Below are 17,831 nucleotides of genomic sequence, written 5' to 3'. Positions count from 1 at the left end.
TTTTATGATAGAATATAAAATAATTAAAATAAAAGAAAATGAAGATATTATAAAAATATCTGCAAACTGGTTTCATGAAAAATGGGAAATACCAGAAGAAGCTTATATCGAAAGTATGAAAAGTGATGATCTTATGTCACAATGGTATGTTGCTATACATGATAATAAAATTATTGCAGGAGTTGGAGTAATTCCAAATGACTTTCATAATAGAAAAGATTTATCTCCAAATATATGTGCTCTTTATGTTGAAGAGGAGTATAGAAATAAAGGAATAGCAAAAAATATGCTTAGCTTTGTATGTGATGATTTTTTAAGAATAGGGGTAAAAAATTTATATTTAGTTACGGAACATACTTCATTCTATGAAAAATATAATTGGAAATTTTTATGTATGGTTGAATGTGAAAATGAAGATACTATGTTAAGAATGTATATTAAAGATTTATAAAAATATTAACTTTAGCAAAATAGCTAGAGCAAATGCTCTTAGCTATTTTTCACTATTTTTACTGCTTCAACTAAGTTGATTAAACTTTGTTTTACTTCAGGCCATTTTCTAGTTTTTAATCCACAATCAGGGTTTATCCATAATTGCTCTTTTGGTAAAACTTCAATTAAAGCTTTGATTTGAGCTACCATTTCATCTACACTTGGAACTCTTGGGCTATGAATATCATAAATTCCAGGTCCGATTTCTTGTTTATATGCTACTTCTTTGAAAATTCTTAAAAGTCTATTTCCACTTCTTGCTGTTTCAATAGAAATAACATCAGCATCCATTGCTTCAATAGTTTTAATAATATCATTGAATTCACTATAACACATGTGTGTATGAATTTGAGTATCAGCTTTTGCACAACTTACACTTAATCTGAAGTTTTCAACTGCCCAATTTTCATAAGCTTTAATATTTTCAGCTCTTAAAGGATAACCTTCTTTAAATGCTGCTTCATCAACTTGAATCATTTTAATTCCAGCATTTTGTAAATCATCAACTTCGTTATTAATTGCAAGTGCAATTTGTTTTGTTACTTCATTTCTTGGAATATCATCTCTTACAAATGACCAGTTAAGAATTGTAACAGGACCTGTTAACATACCTTTCATAACTTTTTTAGTTTTACTTTGAGCATATTTTATCCATTCAACAGTCATTGGATTTGGTCTTGAAACATCACCAAAAATTAAAGGTGGTTTTACACATCTACTTCCATAAGATTGAACCCAAGCATTTTGAGTAAATGCAAAACCATTCATTAATTCACCAAAGTATTCAACCATATCATTTCTTTCTGGCTCACCATGAACTAATACATCAAGTCCAATTTCATCTTGGAAAGCTACGCAATCATCAATATATTTTTTGATTTCTGCTTCATATTGCTCTTTTGTGATGGCATTTGCTTTATATTGTTTTCTATTTTCTCTAATTTCAGGTGTTTGAGGGAATGATCCAATTGTTGTAGTTGTAAGTGCATCATATCCAAAAAATTCTCTTTGAACTTTTATTCTATCTTGGAATTTATCAACTCTTTCAAATACTTTTAAATTTTTAATTTCATCTTGAACTATTGCATTGTGAATTTTTGTAGATACTTTTCTTTCTTTATTATCTTTTGCATTTTTCTCAATATTTGCAATATCCTCTAATGATAGTTTTGAACCAAAAAATTGTTTTGATACAAGAGATAATTCTTTTAATTTCTCAGTTGCAAATGCTAACCAAGATTTTATTTCATTATCTAATTTTTCTTCATAGTTTAAAGTAAAAGGTACATGTAAAAGTGAGCAAGAAGTTCCTACTATAATATTTTCTTTTGAAATAGTTTTTGATATCTCATTTAATAAATTTAATTTATCTTCAAAATTACTTTTCCAAATATTTCTTCCATCAATAACTCCAGCTATTAAAATTTTATTTAAATTTTTTATAACTTCTAAAGCTTCAAGATTTTTTCTTCCATGAATAAAATCCAAACCTAATGCCCAAATTGGAGTATTTACTAAAATTTTTGTTGCTTCATTTGAGTGTTCAAAAAATGTTGTTACAACAACTTTGATATTTGAAGAAACAGATGCTAATGCATCATAAACAGGTTTTAATAAAGATAAAACTTTTGTATCTAAATCTTTAACAAAAAGTGGTTCTGCAAATTCTACAACAACTTCATCATCAAGTTTAGAAATTTCATTTAATAGTTGTTTATAAACTTCAACAACACTATTAATATGAGCAAAAATATCACTATTGTCAATACTTTTTGATAAACCTAAATAAGTGATTGGTCCAATAAGATTTATTTTTGTATTTATCTCTAATTCTTTTGCTTCTTTATATTCTTCAATTACTTTTTTAGAGTTTAAAGAAAACTTTGTATCTTTTGAAATTTCTGGAACGATATAGTGATAGTTTGTATTAAACCATTTTGTCATTTCCATTGCAACACAATCTTGATTTCCTCTAGCCATTGCAAAATATAATTCTTCATCTTTTAGATGTTGAAATCTTTGAGGAATTGCACCTAGTAAAATAGAAGTATCTAACATATTATCATAATATGAAAAATCATTTGAAGCAATAAAATTTATTTTTGCTTCTTTTTGATAAGTCCAATGTCTTTTTCTCAATTGGCTTGCTACATATTTTACTTCATTAAAATCAGTTTGTTTTGCCCAATATTGCTCTAAAACCTTTTTTAACTCTCTTTTTTCTCCAATTCTTGGAAATCCTATTACATAATTTTTTGACATAATTAATCCTTAATTAACTTTATATTCAATTCTCTACTAAAATGTAGATAACAAAAGACTTGAAAATATTTAATTTTTAAATATAGTTAATAATGAATTTTGGAGGATGAACACCAGTTCTTCTAAAAGCAAAAAATGTACAATAGAATGGACATCTAGGAATATATTTAAAAAGTCTTACTGCAATTGCAGTTTTTCTTCTAAATAAACAATCACAATGACAAGGTTTATTATTTTGAATAAAACAAGATTGTAATATTTGTGATAATGTTGGAGGGGGTTCTTCTATATCTTCATTATTTTGTGAAGATACTTGTAATTTACTTATTAAATGATTTTTACAAGACACTACTTTACTGTGTAGAGTTATAGCAGTGCTATAAGCTTGTATTGATGACAATGAAAAATATTTTTTTCCAAAACCATTTAATGTTTTCAATAAAAACCTTTTCTTATAATTATTATAAATTTTATAAGAAGTCTAAATCATTAATGCTTAATAATAACTAAAACTAATTATGGTAGTATGTCAAACAAAATTTTAGGATGGATTTTAAGTTTTGAAATTTACATTTGTAACACTTTTCCCAAATTTAATTGAACCATATTTTAAAGATTCTATATTAAAAAGAGCAGTTGATTCAAGTTTTATATCTTATGAGTTTTATAATCCAAGAGATTTTACAACTAATAAACATAAAAAAGTAGATGATACAATGATAGGTGGTGGAGCTGGAATGCTTCTTTTCTGTCAGCCACTTTTTGATTGTCTTGATGAAATAAGGCGAAAAAATAAAGATGCTTATATTATTTTTCCATTAGCTGCAGCAAAGCAGTTTCGTCAAAATGATGCAAAAAGATTAGCTAATAAAGAAAATATTGTTTTTGTAAGTGGAAGATATGAGGGAATCGATGAGAGGGTTATTGAAAAATATGCAAATGAAGTGTTTAGCATAGGTGAATTTGTATTAACTGGTGGAGAATTACCATCTTTAGTTATGACAGATGCAATTGCTAGAAATGTAGAAGGTGTTTTAGGAAATGCTGATTCTTTGGAAGTTGAAAGCTATGAAAATAATCTTTTAGAAGCACCATCTTTTGCAAAACCTGAAAATTACCAAAATTTAAGTGTCATTAAAGAATTTTTAAAGGGAAACCATAGTAAAATTTGCGACTTAAAATTCCAGATGTCCAATTGTAAGACAAAATATTATAGACCTAATAAGGAAAGACGATGAAAAATAGATATATTGCAAGTTTTGAAGCAGCACAAATTGCTTCTAAAGAAATTCCAGCATTTAGAGCAGGAGATACAGTAAGACTTGGTGTTGAGATTAAAGAAGGTGAGAAAAAAAGAGTTCAAACTTTCGAAGGTGTAATTATAGGAAGAAGTGGAAACGGTGTTGATGCTACTTTTACAATTAGAAAACTTGGTGCAAATAGTATTGGGGTTGAAAGAATATTCCCATTATACTGTGAATCTTTAAAATCTTTTGATGTAATAAGAAGAGGTAGAGTAAGAAGAGCTAAACTTAACTACTTAAGAGAGTTAAAAGGTAAAGCTGCAAAAATTAGAGAGTTAAAAAAATAATTAAGGCTTTGAGCCTTAATTTTTAATTCTCATAAAATTTCTACAAATTTAAAATACTTCATTTCAAACTATCTAATTTAAAGGATAAAATTGTTATCAGAAATAATTAACTTTATTGTTCAAACTGTTGGAAGTTTAGGTTATATTGGAATCTTTATAATGATGTTTATTGAGAGTTCATTTATCATTCCATTCCCATCAGAAGTTGTTATGATACCAGCTGGATATTTAGCATATAAAGGTGAAATGAGTATGTTTTTAGTAGTATTATCAGGGATTTTAGGTTCACTTACAGGGGCTTTATTTAATTACTACTTGGCACTTAAATTAGGAAGAAAACTTTTATTAAAATATGGAAATTATGTTTTTATTAAAGAAGAAACTTTAGAAAAAATAGAACAGTTTTTTAAAGAGCATGGACATATTTCTACTTTCTTTGGAAGGTTAATACCAGTTGTAAGACAATATATTTCTCTCCCAGCAGGGCTTGCTCAGATGAACTTTGCAAAATTTACTCTTTATACAACTTTAGGTGCTGGAATATGGATGATAGTTTTAGCATATTTAGGATATTTCTTAGGAAATAATGAAGAACTGTTGAAAGAATATTTACATCAAATTATAATATTGATTTTAGTTGTAATAGCTATTTGTAGCTATATTTACTACAAAATTTATAAAAATAAGAGAAGAGATGCTAAACAAAATAATTGATATCTTTTTAATTATTTTAATTTCTATTTATATTATATTTGAAGAGCTTATTTGGGAAAAAACTGCCAAACCTATTTTTGATTTTTTATCAAAGTTGATACTAAAGTTTAATATTTTTGAAAATTTAATATTAAAAATAGAGAATTTGAATTCACATTTAGTTCTTTTTGTATTTTTAATATTTTTTACTTTAGTTGAGTTATTAGGAGTTTATGCTGCTATTTTATTTGTTGAAAGAGAGGTATTTTTAGCTGTTTTTGTATATCTTTTAAAACTTCCATTAGCAGTTATCATTTTGTGGTTTTTTGATATAACAAAACCAAAACTTTTACAATTTCGTTGGTTTGAAATAGTTTATAATAAATTAGTTTCTATAAAAAATAAAATTCAAGAATCAAAGATATATATTATGATCTATAAAAAAATAGATAATATAAAAGAGTATATTGAATCAAAACTTGACTTTTCAAAACACTCTATAAAAGATAGAGTGATTGAAATTTATCAAGAGTTAAAAAAGAAATTACAACCTTAAATATTTATATATCTAATTTTATAAACAACTTTTTATTAATTTTAATCCTTTAATAATTTGTTCAAAATTTGAGTGAGTATAATTAAAACGTATTTCTCCATTAGGTTTTTTATCTATATAAAATTGATTTCCTGGAACATAAACAACTTTTTTCTTTAAACACTCTTGAACAAGAGAAAAGGTATCTATTTTATCACCAAAACTTCCATATAAAAACATACCACCTTTTGGTTTTTCATGTTTGAATTCAGGTATTATTAAACTTAGTTGATTTGAAAAATAGTCAGCTTTTTCTTTGTAATCATCTCTTATTGATTGAAGATGTTTTTCATATTTTACATCATCTTTTAAATATTCAGCTAACACATATTGAACAAAACCACTTGAGTGTAAATCAATACTTTCTTTTATAATCATCAAAGATTTTATCTTTTCTTCATCTGCTCTAATCCAACCAATTCTATAACTTGGAACTAAAGTTTTTGAAAAACTTCCCAAATGAAAAGAGTTTCTTAATAGTTTCTCACTAATATATGGCATTTTTTTATTAAAGTATAGTTCACTATATGGACTATCTTCTATTAAAGTACCATTGTATTTTTCCACTATTTTTGCTATTTCATCTCTTTTTTCTTTAGAATAAGTTGTAGCACTTGGATTTTGAAAATCTGGAATAAGATATGTTAATTTTGTATTTTTAAAGCTTTTTTCAAATTCATTTATATCTACTCCATCATTTTCTAATTTTACACCATGCATTTTTAAATTATTTAATCTAAAAATATTCATAGCTCCTAAATATGAAGGTTCTTCAATAGTAATATCTTTATTTTCAAAAAACTTAGCCAAAATATACATAGCTTGTTGGCTTCCAGTAGTAATTAAAATATTCTCTTTAGTTGTTGGGAAGCCTTGTTTTGTATATCTTTTTGCAATTTGTTCTCTTAATTCACTTATTCCATTACTAACAGTATATTGGTAAACTTTTGGATTATCTATAATTTTTAATGTAGATTCTTTTAAATCCTCTATTGGGAATAAATTTTGACTAGGAAGTCCTCCTGCAAATGATATAGTATGTTCATCTATTGCTTCTAATATCTCTCTAATAAATGACCGTTTTAGGCTCACAAATTATCCTTTTTAATCTTTTTAAAATACTACATCAAAAAAAATCTTTATACTTTACAAAAAATGCTTTTATTATTATCAATTATTGCTATTTTTATATACATTTACTGCTATAATATTTTTATGAAAAGAAATACCTTTGAAAAACGAGCAAAAATAGTAAATGATGTTATGAATTATATTTATAAATATATAGATACAAATATAAATATAGATGAATTGAGTTTTCAATTAAAGGTAAGTAAATTTCATCTTCATCGTATATTTAAAGATGAATTTGGTAAAAATATATATGAAAGTATAAAATCAATAAGGCTTGAAAAAGCTGCAAACTTACTTATAACAAATAGATTTTCAACAATAACAGATATATCAAAAATGACAGGATATAGTTCACAAACTTCATTTCTAAGAAGTTTTAAACAAAGATTTAATATGACACCAAAAGAGTGGAAAAAGGGAGGATATCAGGAATATTCAAATAAAATAGTACAAGAATATTCTCAAGATAGAAAGATTATTACTTCTTTTAATATTGAACCAGTAATTGTTAAAATGCCTGAACTAAAAGGTTATTATATAAGACATAAAGGTTATGATAAAACTATAAAACAAACATGGGCAAAACTTCAAACTTGGATATATACAAATGAAATAAAAAATTATAAGCAAATAGCTTTACATCATGATAATCCAATTATAACTCCACTAGAAGATTGTCAATATATTGCTATAGCTGTTTTGGAAGATGAAAAAATTTTAAAGAATTTATCACTTCCTAGTTTGGTTGTTCCAAAAGGGATTTATGCTAAATTTAGTTTAAGTGGTAAATATGGAGATGTTATAAATCTAATACAATGGGTTTATCATACTTGGTTAATAAAAAGTGGATATGAAACTACTACAAATCCTTCATATACAATTTATCATAAAAATCATTTTTTGAGTAATGATGAAGAGTTTATTCTAGATTTTTATTTACCTATAAGATATGTATAAAGGATAATATGATGAAAACGAGTATAGAGTATATATCTAACTTCAAAACAACTCTTGATCCATACAATGGCTTAACTATAGAGAGTAAAGACTTACCTAAAACAAAAGAAGATTTTGAAAAGAATTTAGTTGAGTTGATAGATAAAGTAAAAAATAAAAGAAATTTAATTTGGATTTACATAAATATAGAAAATTCCTCTTTTATTCCAATAACTACAAAGGTTGGCTTTACTTTTCACTCGTGCAATAGTAATTATATACTACTTGTAAAGGTTCTAAAAGAGAATGCCATAGTTCCAACATTAGCAAATCATACTTTGGGAGTAGGGGCAGTTGTAATAAATAAAAAGAATGAGTTGTTATTAATTAAAGAAAATATAAGAAATGAATATTATAAACTTCCTGGTGGTCATATTGATGATGCAGAAATGATATCAACTGCTTTGAGTAGAGAAGTTTTTGAAGAAACAGGAGTTGTTGTTGAATTTGAAAAAATAATATCTTTAGGACATTTTTATCCACATCAATTTTATAAGTCAAATTTATACATTTTATGTAAAGCTAATCCAAAAAGCTTAAAAATAGATGTAAAAGATAAAGAAGAAATTCTTGAAGCCATTTGGCTTGATATCAATGAAGTATTTAAAAGAGAAGATATACATCAATATACGAAAGCTATTGTTGAATCAGCAATGAATGATAATGGACTATATAAAAGTGAAACACCAATTTTAAACCATCTTAAAAATGAGTTTGAACTGTTTTTTATAAATCCAAGCAAAAACTAAATATAATATAAATTTTAAAGTCAAAGGATAAAAATGAAAAAAATAATAAGCACAGCAAAAGCACCAAGTGCAATAGGACCTTACAATCAAGCTACAAGTTTTGAAAAACTTATTTTTACTTCTGGACAAATAGCACTAGATCCAGTAACTATGGAAGTTGTAAACGGAACAGTTCAAGAACAAACTAAACAAGTTATGGAAAATCTAAAAGCTGTTTTAGAAGAAGCTGGAAGTTCTTTTGAAAATGTATTAAAAACAACTTGCTTTTTAGCAAATATGGAAGATTTTGTAGCTTTTAATGAAATCTACGGGCAATATTTCAAAGGTGAAACTGCACCTGCAAGAAGTACGGTTGCTGTTAAAACTCTACCAAAAAATGTTTTAGTTGAAGTAGAAGTAATAGCTTATAAAAACTAGAGAAATTTTCTCTAGTTTGATAAGAATTATTTAAAATCATAGTAATTTTTTGATTTTATTAAAGATTTTGGATTGATATTAAAATGTTTTATAAAAGCGTTGCTAAAATTTTGTTGATATTTATATCCTATGATTCGTGAAACTTCTTGAACATTATATTGTTGGCTCAAAAGAAGTTCTTTTGCTTTTTCCATTTTTAAATTTAAAATCATTTGTCCAGGTGTAGTATTAAATAGTTTTTTAAATCCAAATTTTAATTTAAATTCATTTAAAGCAACTTTTCTACAAAGCTCATTTAGGTTATAAAATTTATCTCCTTTTTCAATTAGCTCTTTTGCTTTATACAATGCAGCAATATCATCAATATTCAATTTATTGCAAGAAAGAATATCCTCAAAATCATATTTAGTATTTTGATTTTTGATTATATTTGAGAACTCATAATATATAAATTCTAAAACCTTACTTTGCAAATACAAACTATTCAATTCACCTTCAAAAGGTGAATTATACAACTCATTTGCTAATGTTTGGAGTTTATAATTTGCCATACCTTTTCTTAAATCAATTTGTGTGTCTTTTTCTAATTGAAACTTATTTTCTAAATGATTCAATAAATATCTATTTAAAAACTCATCTTTAATAACTATACATAAATTTTTAATATTCTTAGTATTATTAAATTTGTAAGTATTTGTTGAAAAACCACTCAATGTTGTTAGTATATCTCCTTTATCTAGACTATAAGAGTTTTTACTATTTTTATAAACCATTTTATCTTCTAAAGTTATATTGATAAATAAACCTGAAGTTTGAGAACTTGATGTCAAAATCAATTCTTCTGTATTTACTTGCATATCTATTTTAAATAACGATATATCATTTTGTATATTTGCTGAAGTTCCAGAAAATAGACCAATATTATCAGGTAAAACATATTGAAGTTTTTCATTTAATATAAATTCATCAAAATTAGCTAAATCAAATTTATGTGACATAAAATACCTTTTTAATTAATAAAAATTCAATAATCATTCATAAATATTTGTTATTGCTTTTAATTATTAATATAATTATATATAAACAAAGATAAAAAAGGATAAAAATAATGAAAAAAATATCTCTAAGCTCTACTTTCATAGCTCTTGTATTGGCAAATTCTTTTGCCAATGCACAGGATAGTCCTACAACCATTTTAGATGAGGTAAAAGTTACATCTAAAAAAGAAATAGGGGCAACTTCAAGTATAGGAGGAGATACTATAGAAAAAAGAAATACCAATAATATAGCTGATTTACTAAATCAAACTTCTGAAATATCTTTAAATGGACTTTATCAAAGACCAGATATCTCTGTTGAAATTCAAGGTTTAGGAGGTCATGGAAGGGTATCTCAATCTTTGGAGGGAATACAACAAAATTTTGAAGCTTTTGGGCACAACTTTAAACAAAGTGGTACTATCTTAGTAAATCCAGCTTTTTTAAAATCTATTGATATCAAAAAAGGAGCTACTACAGATGCTAGTTCTATAGGGAATTTAGCTGGGTCTGCTAATTTTAAATATTTTGATGTAAATGATATAGTAAAAAATGGGAAAAATTATGGTGGATTACTAAAATTTTCAACAGGTATAAGTAAATATTCAAATGGTCAAGAACCATCAGGTAGTGCAATAGTAGGTGCAAAAGGTGATAAATGGGAATTTTTAGTAGGTTTAAGCAAAAGTGAAAATAAAAACTACCATATGGGGAAAAATATAAGTACAAGCAAATATGTAAAAAATTCTGATTCAATACAATGGGGAGGAATTGGTATTTCTGAAGCATATATTGATAAAAAAGGAAACTTGATGTATAGGTCAATATTGGGGGAATATGACTTTATTCATAGAGGTAAAGATGATGGTACAGATGGTAGTATTGGTTCAAGTGAAGCTATTGCTAAAGGAAATCCTCTTATTATTGAAAATATGAAGAGTGCTGCAAAAAATTCTGTAAGTCCAGGGACTTTTAGAAAAACAGAGTCTGGTATGACAAAATTTAGATATTTTATAGATGATGAACAAACTATAAATCTTTTTGCCACAAAAACAAAAGCTCACTATCAATCTGATGTTGGAATAAAGCTAATAAAAAACTTAGATGGAACAAGTGAATTTATAGAATCAGGTTTTTATGTAGATACAAAACTTGATTCAGATATTATCAGTTCAAACTATCAAGCCTCTTTTTCAGAATTTTTAAATCCTTCTATTACTCTTTTTTATGAAAGAATGAGAAGAGATCAATTTTGGCCAAATCCTTATGGTGGTAAACTTGAAGTAGTTGATAAGTTTTATAGTAAGATAGAAGATAATTCTGTAGGATTAAGAGTAGATAATACTAGCTATTTTGATGATACATATGTAGGTTCAATAAAGTTTAATATAGGTATGGAGTATAAAAAACTAAATCATAAAGCAAATGACTATACACTAACACATGCACAAAATCAATATGTTTTTGATAAAGAAGATATAAGTCAAGGAGCTGCTTTTAATCCAAATTCAGATTCAGATACTTATGCTGCTTCTATGGCATTAAGTAGTGATTATGAAGATACTAATCCTTGGAAATGGAATATAAGCACAGGAGTAAAAAGAGTATTTTTAGATGTTCATAACCCTTCAATCTATGAAGGAACTGTAACTAAAGCAGGTACTATATATTTAGGATATAAACATTTTATGCCTGCAGGTTTAACGGGGATGGACGAAAAATATTGGCTGAGAGGAAAGGGTGATCAAGCTAGTTATCAAGCTTGGCAAGAGTATAAAAATTCAGGTTCTTTTAAACAAAGTTGGTTAGATTCTAGAAAACTTAATACAAATAAAAAGCACTCTTGGACACTAAAAGCTGCAAATGCAGATTTACAATATACTATTCCAAATACAAGCCTTACTATCTATACTCAAGGCTCATACGGACAAAGAGCTCCTTCTGTGAGTGAACTATATATGCATGGATATTATTATAAAGGACTTATGGGACAAAATTCATATTTAGAACCAGAAAAAAATCTATCTTTACAAGCTGGATTAAACTATCAAAAATCAGATTTCTTTTCAAATGATGATTTTATAAGTTTAAATGCTAATCTTTATAGAAATAAAATAGATAACTATATTTTAATGGCATATTCAAATGCAAATAATCATGCTATAGATTATAATAATGGTAGAGGTTCTGGTTCTGGTTATGGTGATACTCTAACAAAGTTTACTGATATGAGCTATACAAATAATACAGAAGATTGGATAACAAAAGGTTTGGGTATAGATTTCTCTTATTCTCAATCAAGCTTTTATATAAATGGAAATATGACAGTGCCATTTAAAAAGAAAAATAAAGTTTGTTATGATGAATTCCCTGGAGGAAAGGGTTATTATAAAAGTACTGATACAGATGGTACTATTACTTATACTTCAGCAGGAACAGGAAGACATGTTTGTGGGAACTCTTATAAGTGGGCAAGTTTTCAAACTATTGAACCATTTCAAGCTAGTTTAACAGCTGCTATTACTCCACTTAATGGAGATTTAGAATTGGGTACAACTTTACACTATAGAGGTAAACAGAAATCTTATCTTAATATCACAGAAGCAAATAAAGATGTTACAGGAAAATCTCCATATAAAGTAGGAGATATGGCAGAAGTAAAAAGATTCCCAGATGTATTGAAATTTGATCTTTTTGCAAATTATAAAGTTACAAAGGCATTGAAAGTTGGAGTTTATGTTGCAAATATAACAGACCAGTTGGATATGATGCCTTTTAGTGAATATGCTACAGTTTTACCAGGAAGAACGATAACTGCCTCATTAGAGTATCGTTTCTAGAATAAACCCCGAAAGATTTCGGGGTAATAGATTTTAATTTTGGAGTATAGATTGAAAATCATATCAAAAAAACATTTTTTATTGCTTTTATCTTTATATATTACTCAATTCTTGGGTTTAGGTTTTTTTACAGAAGCTTTTATTTCAATTTTAAGAAAAAGTGGGTTATCTTTAGAAAATATCGGTTTAATTTATATGTTGGGGCTTTTTTGGGTTTTAAGATTTATTTGGGCTCCAATTGTAGATAAAATAAATATTCAAAAAATAGGGCATTATAAATTTTGGTTGCTCTTAGCTCAATTTATTATGTTTATTTCTTTATTTATAAGTTCTTATTTTGACATAAATACACAAATCCAATATATTGTGATATGTGCTTTGATTTTTTCTTTTTTCTCCGCAACACAAGATATTGCTTTAGATGCTTTGGTTTATAAAACTTTGACTAAAGAACAAAGAACTTTAGGAAATGCTATAAAAGTTTCAGGAGGTTTGATAGGAACTATATTAGGTGGTGGAGTAGCTTTGATGATATACTCTTATATTGGTTGGCAAAATACACTTTTTATATTAGCAGTTGTTACAAGTATATCTATCTTACAACTTTTATTTTTTAAAGAAACTACACAAGAAAAAGTAATAAAGAAAAAAGTTGCAGTTTTTAAAGAATTTTATAGCTTTTGGCAGACTAAAAATAGAAAAATATGGTTTATTTTTATTTTTTTATTTCCAAGTGCTATTGCAAGTGCACATGGTTTAATAGCGCCAATTTTAGTTGATGAAAAATGGGAATTGCAAGATATTGGATTTATAGTTCATATTGTTGGTTATAGTATCGGAATCTTAGCTTCTTTTGGAACTTCTTTTTTAGTTAATAAATTTGGAAGAATAAATATTTTAATACTTTCAGCTTTTGGTCAAATTTTTAGTATTTTATTATTGCTAATTATCTTAAATGGATATAACAATATTTATATTGTCACTGTAATAGTTGGATTAATTTACCTTTTTTATACTCCAACTGCAACTATAATATCTATTCTGATGATGGATGAAATAGATAGTGAAAATCCAGCTTCACAATATGCTATACAGCATAGTATTTTTATGTTTTCAATAATTGTATTTGCGAGTTTAAGTGTATATTTTTCTGGAAAACTTGGATATGAGAATATAATTTTAATTGTTTCTTGTATAGCTATAATTCCACTTATCTTATCTTTTAAGATTAAAAGATATTTGAAAGAATAAGATAATGGATTTAATTATTTAGAAAATTGTTAGAGTTTGGATTTAACTTTTTAGACTAATTCCAACTCTTTGTTTTTCTAAATCCACACTTATAACTTTTAAGTTTTCTAAATTTTGATTTATACTTAAAACTTCACTAGGATGAGAGATTCTTTTTTCACTTATTTGTGAGATATGAAGTAGGGCATCATTTTTTAGTCCAATATCTACAAATGCTCCAAAATCTGTGATATTTCTTACAATACCACTTAATATAAATCCCTCTTTTAAATCATTTATATCTAAAATATCATTTGAAAATTTTACGCTATTGAACTCAATTCTTACATCATAGCCAGGTTTTAGTAACTCATTTACTATATCTTTTACTTTTATAACACTTGTATTTAACTCATTTGCTACTTTTTCAAAATCTTTTATTTCTTCAATAACATAGTTTTTTTGTAGTTTTAGAGTAAGTTCATAATCTTCTGGGTGAATTGCTGTATTATCCAAAATAGATAAGCCATCTTTTATTCGCAAAAATCCTACACTTTGAATATAGGCTTTTTCTCCTATACCTTTTACTTTTAAAAGTTGTTCTTTTGTAGTAAATTTTTTGATTTTTTCTCTATGCTCAACAATATTTTGTGCTAATTTCTCACTAATTCCTGAGATAAATGAAAGAAGTTTATATGAAGCAGAGTTCAAATCAACCCCAACTTTATTTACCAAATCTATAGTGATATTTTCTAGTTTTTGGCTTAATTCTTTTTGATTTACATCATGTTGATATTGTCCAATTCCTAAAGATTTTGGGTCTATTTTTACTAAAGCGGCCATTGGATCTCGAAGTCTTTGTGCAATTGATATTGCTCCTCGTATAGTTACATCAAGGTTTGGATACTCTTGTGAAGCTATTTTTGAAGCTGAATAAACACTTGCTCCAATTTCACTAACGATTGCATATTTAATATCTAAGTTATTATCTTTTATCAAACTATCTATAAAATTTGCTGTCTCTCTTGAAGCTGTACCATTTCCAATAGCAATGGCAGTAACTTTATATTTTTTGATAATTTCTAATACAGTTTTTTCTGAATTTAAAAAATCTTCTTTAGGTTTTGTAGGATATATAACTGCACTATCTAAAAATAGCCCATTTTCATTAATAATTGCTAATTTACAACCAGTTTTATATCCTGGGTCTATTCCAAGTATTATTTGATTTACAAGTGGAGCAGTTTGAAGTAACTCTTTTAGATTTTTTCCAAAAAGTTCTATTGCTTCAATTCCAGCTTTTTCTTTTAAGTTTGTGATAGCTTCTCTTTTTAAAGTTGGAAGAAGAAGTCTTTTTAAACCATCTTTGTAAGCATCAAATACTAACTCTTTTGAGCTATTTGCATTGATAGGAATTTTATATTTTTTTATATTTTCTAAAATATGTTTTTCATCAATTTCAACTTTTATATTGAGTTGTTTTTCATTTACTGCTCTTAAAATTGCTAAAACTCTATGAGATTTTATATATTTTATTTTCTCAGTTGTATTTGCAAAGTTTAAATAAAGTCCATTCTTATCAAATTCTTTACCTTCACTTACTTCTAAAATCCCCCAATTTTGTATAAGATTTCTAATAATCTCTTTTGATTTAAAGTCATCTGCATATCTTTGTGCGATTATATCTTTTGCGCCATTTATAGCATCATTTGCTGATTTTATATTTTCATTTAAAAATGACTTAGCTTTTTGTTCACACTCTTCTAAAGTGTATCTCATACTTTGTATAATATTTGCAAGAGATTCTAAGCCATTTTCAATTGCAGCAGTGGTTCTTGATGATTTTTTTTCTTTAAAAGGTGCATAAATATCTTCTAATGCTTGTAAAGTTGAAGCTTCCTCTAAATTTTTTAAGAGCTTATTGTCTAAAAAATTTTTATCTTTTAAAAGATTTATGATTTCATCTTTTCTATGAATTAGTTTTTTTGAGTATTCAAAAACTTCTTCAAAAACTCTAAGTTGCTCATCACTAGCACCATTTGTAAACTCTTTTCTATATCTTGCTATAAATGGGATAGTACAACCTTCATCAAGTAGTTTTATAATATTTTCAATAATATTTTTTGGTAGATTTGTTTTGTGTTGTAAAATTTCTATTAAATTCATAAATATTCTTTTTTTAGTTTTTATGAAATAATAGGCAACTTTCATAAACAAAATGCTTATGAAAGTATAAAATAAGATTTTTTAATCTAAATCGTCAAAATTTCCTTTATGGTTTGGAGTGTAGTTATCTTCGTAACTAAAATCGTCATATTCATCATAATCTACAGTAAATATTTTAGGATAACCCAATTTTACAAGCTCTTTGTCAATATTTTCTTCACTTAATCTATTTTTTACTCTATCCATGATTAATTCGATGTCTTCTTCTTTTACATCGTTTGCTCTTAATTCATAAATAATAGCTAAATTCATTTTATACCTCTAAATTTTTTAGTTTGTAGTTATATATAAACTACTTAAAATAAATAAAATTGCCTTAACTGATTCTATCGAAGCTGTTTCATCGACTGTGTGATATCCTGTTGTTGGAATCTGTAATGTAGTTCCTTGTATTCTTCCTTTTGACTCCATAACAATTCTTCCAAGTTCAGTACTTCCTAAACTTAAAGGTTTTAGTCCTTGTTCTAGTCGAATTTTATTTTTTGCTTCAATAAATTTATCTTTACAAGAAAATGATATTTTGTTTTTTTTACAAAAGTTTTTTAGTTGTTTTAAAATAGGTGATTTAAACCTAGCATTTACATCTTTATTTCGTAAAACTACAAGCTGCTTATCTGCATCTTCTCTATTATCATAAGGGCTTGTATCTAAAACAAGAAGCTCATTTGTGCAAAGATTTTGTTTTTTAAACCACTCATGTACAAATCTCCAAGATCTTCCTGCTTCTTCTTGAGCTGTGAAAAATGCAGTTCCTTGAAATCCACTTTGATACAAATATATAATAATTGCTGCTGAAAGAACATTATCTAGTTGAGCAGAGATTAAATTATTATTTTGTTTTAACTTATCACTAAAAGCTATTGGTGTTCCTGGTTGAAGATGAGAAAGTCCTTCTATATCAAAGATAAGATTATTTATCTCTTCTTTTAAAAAGGCATTTTTTATAGTTCCCATTCCTAAGTAACTACCGCTATAAGGTTCATAAGCGTGAACTTGTTGGTTGATATATCTTTGAAAAATTAGTTGGAAAGTTTGTTCAGATACTGAGTTTCCTTTTAAATCAGAACGATTTTTTGCTAAAAATGCAGCAAATTGGAACTCATTTGGACCTGTACAAATGACACCATGTCTATCAATATGTGCACTTAATATTCCATTTGTTGGGTTATTACCTTGTGCTACTAATAAACCATCATAATGTTGAGTTTTAATCCCTAGTTCTTCAAGCTCTCTTTTTATATAAACTAAAAAAGAGTGTTCGGCTCCAGTTACAGATGGAACACGAATGAGTTGCTTTAATAAATCTAAAAAAAGATTAAAATTTTTTGGCTCATTTATCAATGAATTAACCAAAATTAACTCCTAAAATTTTAGATAGAATAAAAAGTAAATTATTCTATGCGTGGAATTATAAACTATAAATATTTTTTTTATTCTAAAATAAAACTTAAAGTTCAAAAATAATACTATATTAATTTAATCAAGTTTATTTTAATATATATTTAAAAATATCAAGATATAATTCTTAAAACTATTGTAAAATTACAAATTAAAAAATTATAAGGGATT

17 protein-coding genes are annotated in these 17,831 nt (G+C 26.3%); 10 read left to right on the top strand and 7 right to left on the bottom strand.

Translation table 11 applies throughout. The features are described 5' to 3' along the window. Positions 1-4: 4 nt before the first annotated feature. Positions 5-451 (top strand): GNAT family N-acetyltransferase, encoded by a 447-nt coding sequence (locus ALANTH_RS09825; RefSeq protein WP_029888408.1) that lies wholly within the window; start codon positions 5-7, stop codon positions 449-451. A 38-nt stretch (positions 452-489) separates the two neighbouring features. Here the strand turns inward: ALANTH_RS09825 and metE are convergent, their stop codons facing one another. Together metE and ALANTH_RS09815 are read right to left on the bottom strand one after the other, a co-directional pair. Then, on the bottom strand, positions 490-2,754 hold the full coding sequence (gene metE, locus ALANTH_RS09820; protein ID WP_026808300.1) for a 5-methyltetrahydropteroyltriglutamate--homocysteine S-methyltransferase: 2,265 nt from the start codon (positions 2,752-2,754) through the stop codon (positions 490-492). A gap of 76 nt (positions 2,755-2,830) precedes the next feature. Then, on the bottom strand, positions 2,831-3,193 hold the full coding sequence (locus ALANTH_RS09815) for a hypothetical protein (RefSeq protein ID WP_026808301.1): 363 nt from the start codon (positions 3,191-3,193) through the stop codon (positions 2,831-2,833). A 121-nt stretch (positions 3,194-3,314) separates the two neighbouring features. Between ALANTH_RS09815 and trmD the strand changes: the two genes are divergently transcribed. The 4 genes from trmD (at position 3,315) to ALANTH_RS09795 (ending at position 5,594) form a co-directional block, all read left to right on the top strand. Further along, on the top strand, positions 3,315-3,992 hold the full coding sequence (gene trmD, locus ALANTH_RS09810; protein ID WP_026808302.1) for a tRNA (guanosine(37)-N1)-methyltransferase TrmD: 678 nt from the start codon (positions 3,315-3,317) through the stop codon (positions 3,990-3,992). Next, positions 3,989-4,345, top strand: coding sequence for a 50S ribosomal protein L19 (rplS, locus tag ALANTH_RS09805; protein ID WP_026804064.1), 357 nt, complete (start codon positions 3,989-3,991; stop codon positions 4,343-4,345). The genes trmD and rplS overlap by 4 nt, the downstream gene beginning before the upstream one ends. Before the next feature lie 90 nt (positions 4,346-4,435). Continuing rightward, the gene (locus tag ALANTH_RS09800; RefSeq protein WP_026804065.1) at positions 4,436-5,059 is read left to right on the top strand and encodes a DedA family protein; all 624 of its coding nucleotides are present in this window, start codon (positions 4,436-4,438) and stop codon (positions 5,057-5,059) included. Continuing rightward, on the top strand, positions 5,040-5,594 hold the full coding sequence (locus tag ALANTH_RS09795) for a hypothetical protein (RefSeq protein WP_026808303.1): 555 nt from the start codon (positions 5,040-5,042) through the stop codon (positions 5,592-5,594). The genes ALANTH_RS09800 and ALANTH_RS09795 overlap by 20 nt, the downstream gene beginning before the upstream one ends. A gap of 18 nt (positions 5,595-5,612) precedes the next feature. On the opposite strand, the gene ALANTH_RS09790 is transcribed toward ALANTH_RS09795, so the two are convergent. Next, the gene (locus ALANTH_RS09790; RefSeq protein ID WP_026808304.1) at positions 5,613-6,725 is read right to left on the bottom strand and encodes an aminotransferase-like domain-containing protein; all 1,113 of its coding nucleotides are present in this window, start codon (positions 6,723-6,725) and stop codon (positions 5,613-5,615) included. Between the two features lie 123 nt (positions 6,726-6,848). Between ALANTH_RS09790 and ALANTH_RS09785 the strand changes: the two genes are divergently transcribed. The 3 genes from ALANTH_RS09785 to ALANTH_RS09775 are packed head-to-tail and all read left to right on the top strand — an operon-like array spanning position 6,849 to position 8,929. Beyond that, positions 6,849-7,724, top strand: coding sequence for an AraC family transcriptional regulator (locus ALANTH_RS09785; protein ID WP_026804068.1), 876 nt, complete (start codon positions 6,849-6,851; stop codon positions 7,722-7,724). 11 nt (positions 7,725-7,735) lie between these two features. After that, entirely contained in the window at positions 7,736-8,512 is a 777-nt protein-coding gene (locus tag ALANTH_RS09780) for an NUDIX hydrolase (protein ID WP_228133209.1), read from the top strand. Positions 8,513-8,545: 33 nt separating this feature from the next. Then, positions 8,546-8,929: a RidA family protein gene (locus ALANTH_RS09775; RefSeq protein WP_026808306.1), complete on the top strand. Its 384-nt coding sequence runs from the start codon at positions 8,546-8,548 to the stop codon at positions 8,927-8,929. A 26-nt stretch (positions 8,930-8,955) separates the two neighbouring features. Here ALANTH_RS09775 and ALANTH_RS09770 read toward each other — a convergent pair whose 3' ends face one another. Continuing rightward, positions 8,956-9,927 (bottom strand): helix-turn-helix domain-containing protein, encoded by a 972-nt coding sequence (locus tag ALANTH_RS09770; protein ID WP_026808307.1) that lies wholly within the window; start codon positions 9,925-9,927, stop codon positions 8,956-8,958. Positions 9,928-10,037: 110 nt separating this feature from the next. Between ALANTH_RS09770 and ALANTH_RS09765 the strand changes: the two genes are divergently transcribed. Both ALANTH_RS09765 and ALANTH_RS09760 read left to right on the top strand, forming a co-directional pair. Beyond that, on the top strand, positions 10,038-12,806 hold the full coding sequence (locus ALANTH_RS09765) for a TonB-dependent receptor domain-containing protein (RefSeq protein ID WP_026808308.1): 2,769 nt from the start codon (positions 10,038-10,040) through the stop codon (positions 12,804-12,806). A 51-nt stretch (positions 12,807-12,857) separates the two neighbouring features. Then, positions 12,858-14,057 (top strand): MFS transporter, encoded by a 1,200-nt coding sequence (locus ALANTH_RS09760; protein WP_026808309.1) that lies wholly within the window; start codon positions 12,858-12,860, stop codon positions 14,055-14,057. A 42-nt stretch (positions 14,058-14,099) separates the two neighbouring features. On the opposite strand, the gene ALANTH_RS09755 is transcribed toward ALANTH_RS09760, so the two are convergent. The 3 genes from ALANTH_RS09755 to ALANTH_RS09745 all read right to left on the bottom strand — a co-directional run bounded on the left by ALANTH_RS09755 (position 14,100) and on the right by ALANTH_RS09745 (position 17,615). Further along, a complete protein-coding gene (locus ALANTH_RS09755) occupies positions 14,100-16,202 on the bottom strand; it encodes a helix-hairpin-helix domain-containing protein (protein ID WP_026808310.1) in 2,103 nt (700 codons plus the stop codon). Between the two features lie 81 nt (positions 16,203-16,283). Then, on the bottom strand, positions 16,284-16,514 hold the full coding sequence (locus tag ALANTH_RS09750) for a hypothetical protein (protein ID WP_026808311.1): 231 nt from the start codon (positions 16,512-16,514) through the stop codon (positions 16,284-16,286). Positions 16,515-16,532: 18 nt separating this feature from the next. Beyond that, on the bottom strand, positions 16,533-17,615 hold the full coding sequence (locus ALANTH_RS09745) for a peptidase M42 (protein ID WP_051583708.1): 1,083 nt from the start codon (positions 17,613-17,615) through the stop codon (positions 16,533-16,535). Between the last annotated feature and the right edge of the window lie 216 nt (positions 17,616-17,831).

It is taken from the genome of Aliarcobacter lanthieri, assembly GCF_013201625.1.
GTDB classification, from domain to species: Bacteria; Campylobacterota; Campylobacteria; order Campylobacterales; family Arcobacteraceae; genus Aliarcobacter; species Aliarcobacter lanthieri.
Note: the sequence above shows the minus strand (reverse complement) of the source record. Positions and strands in the feature narration are given on the sequence as shown.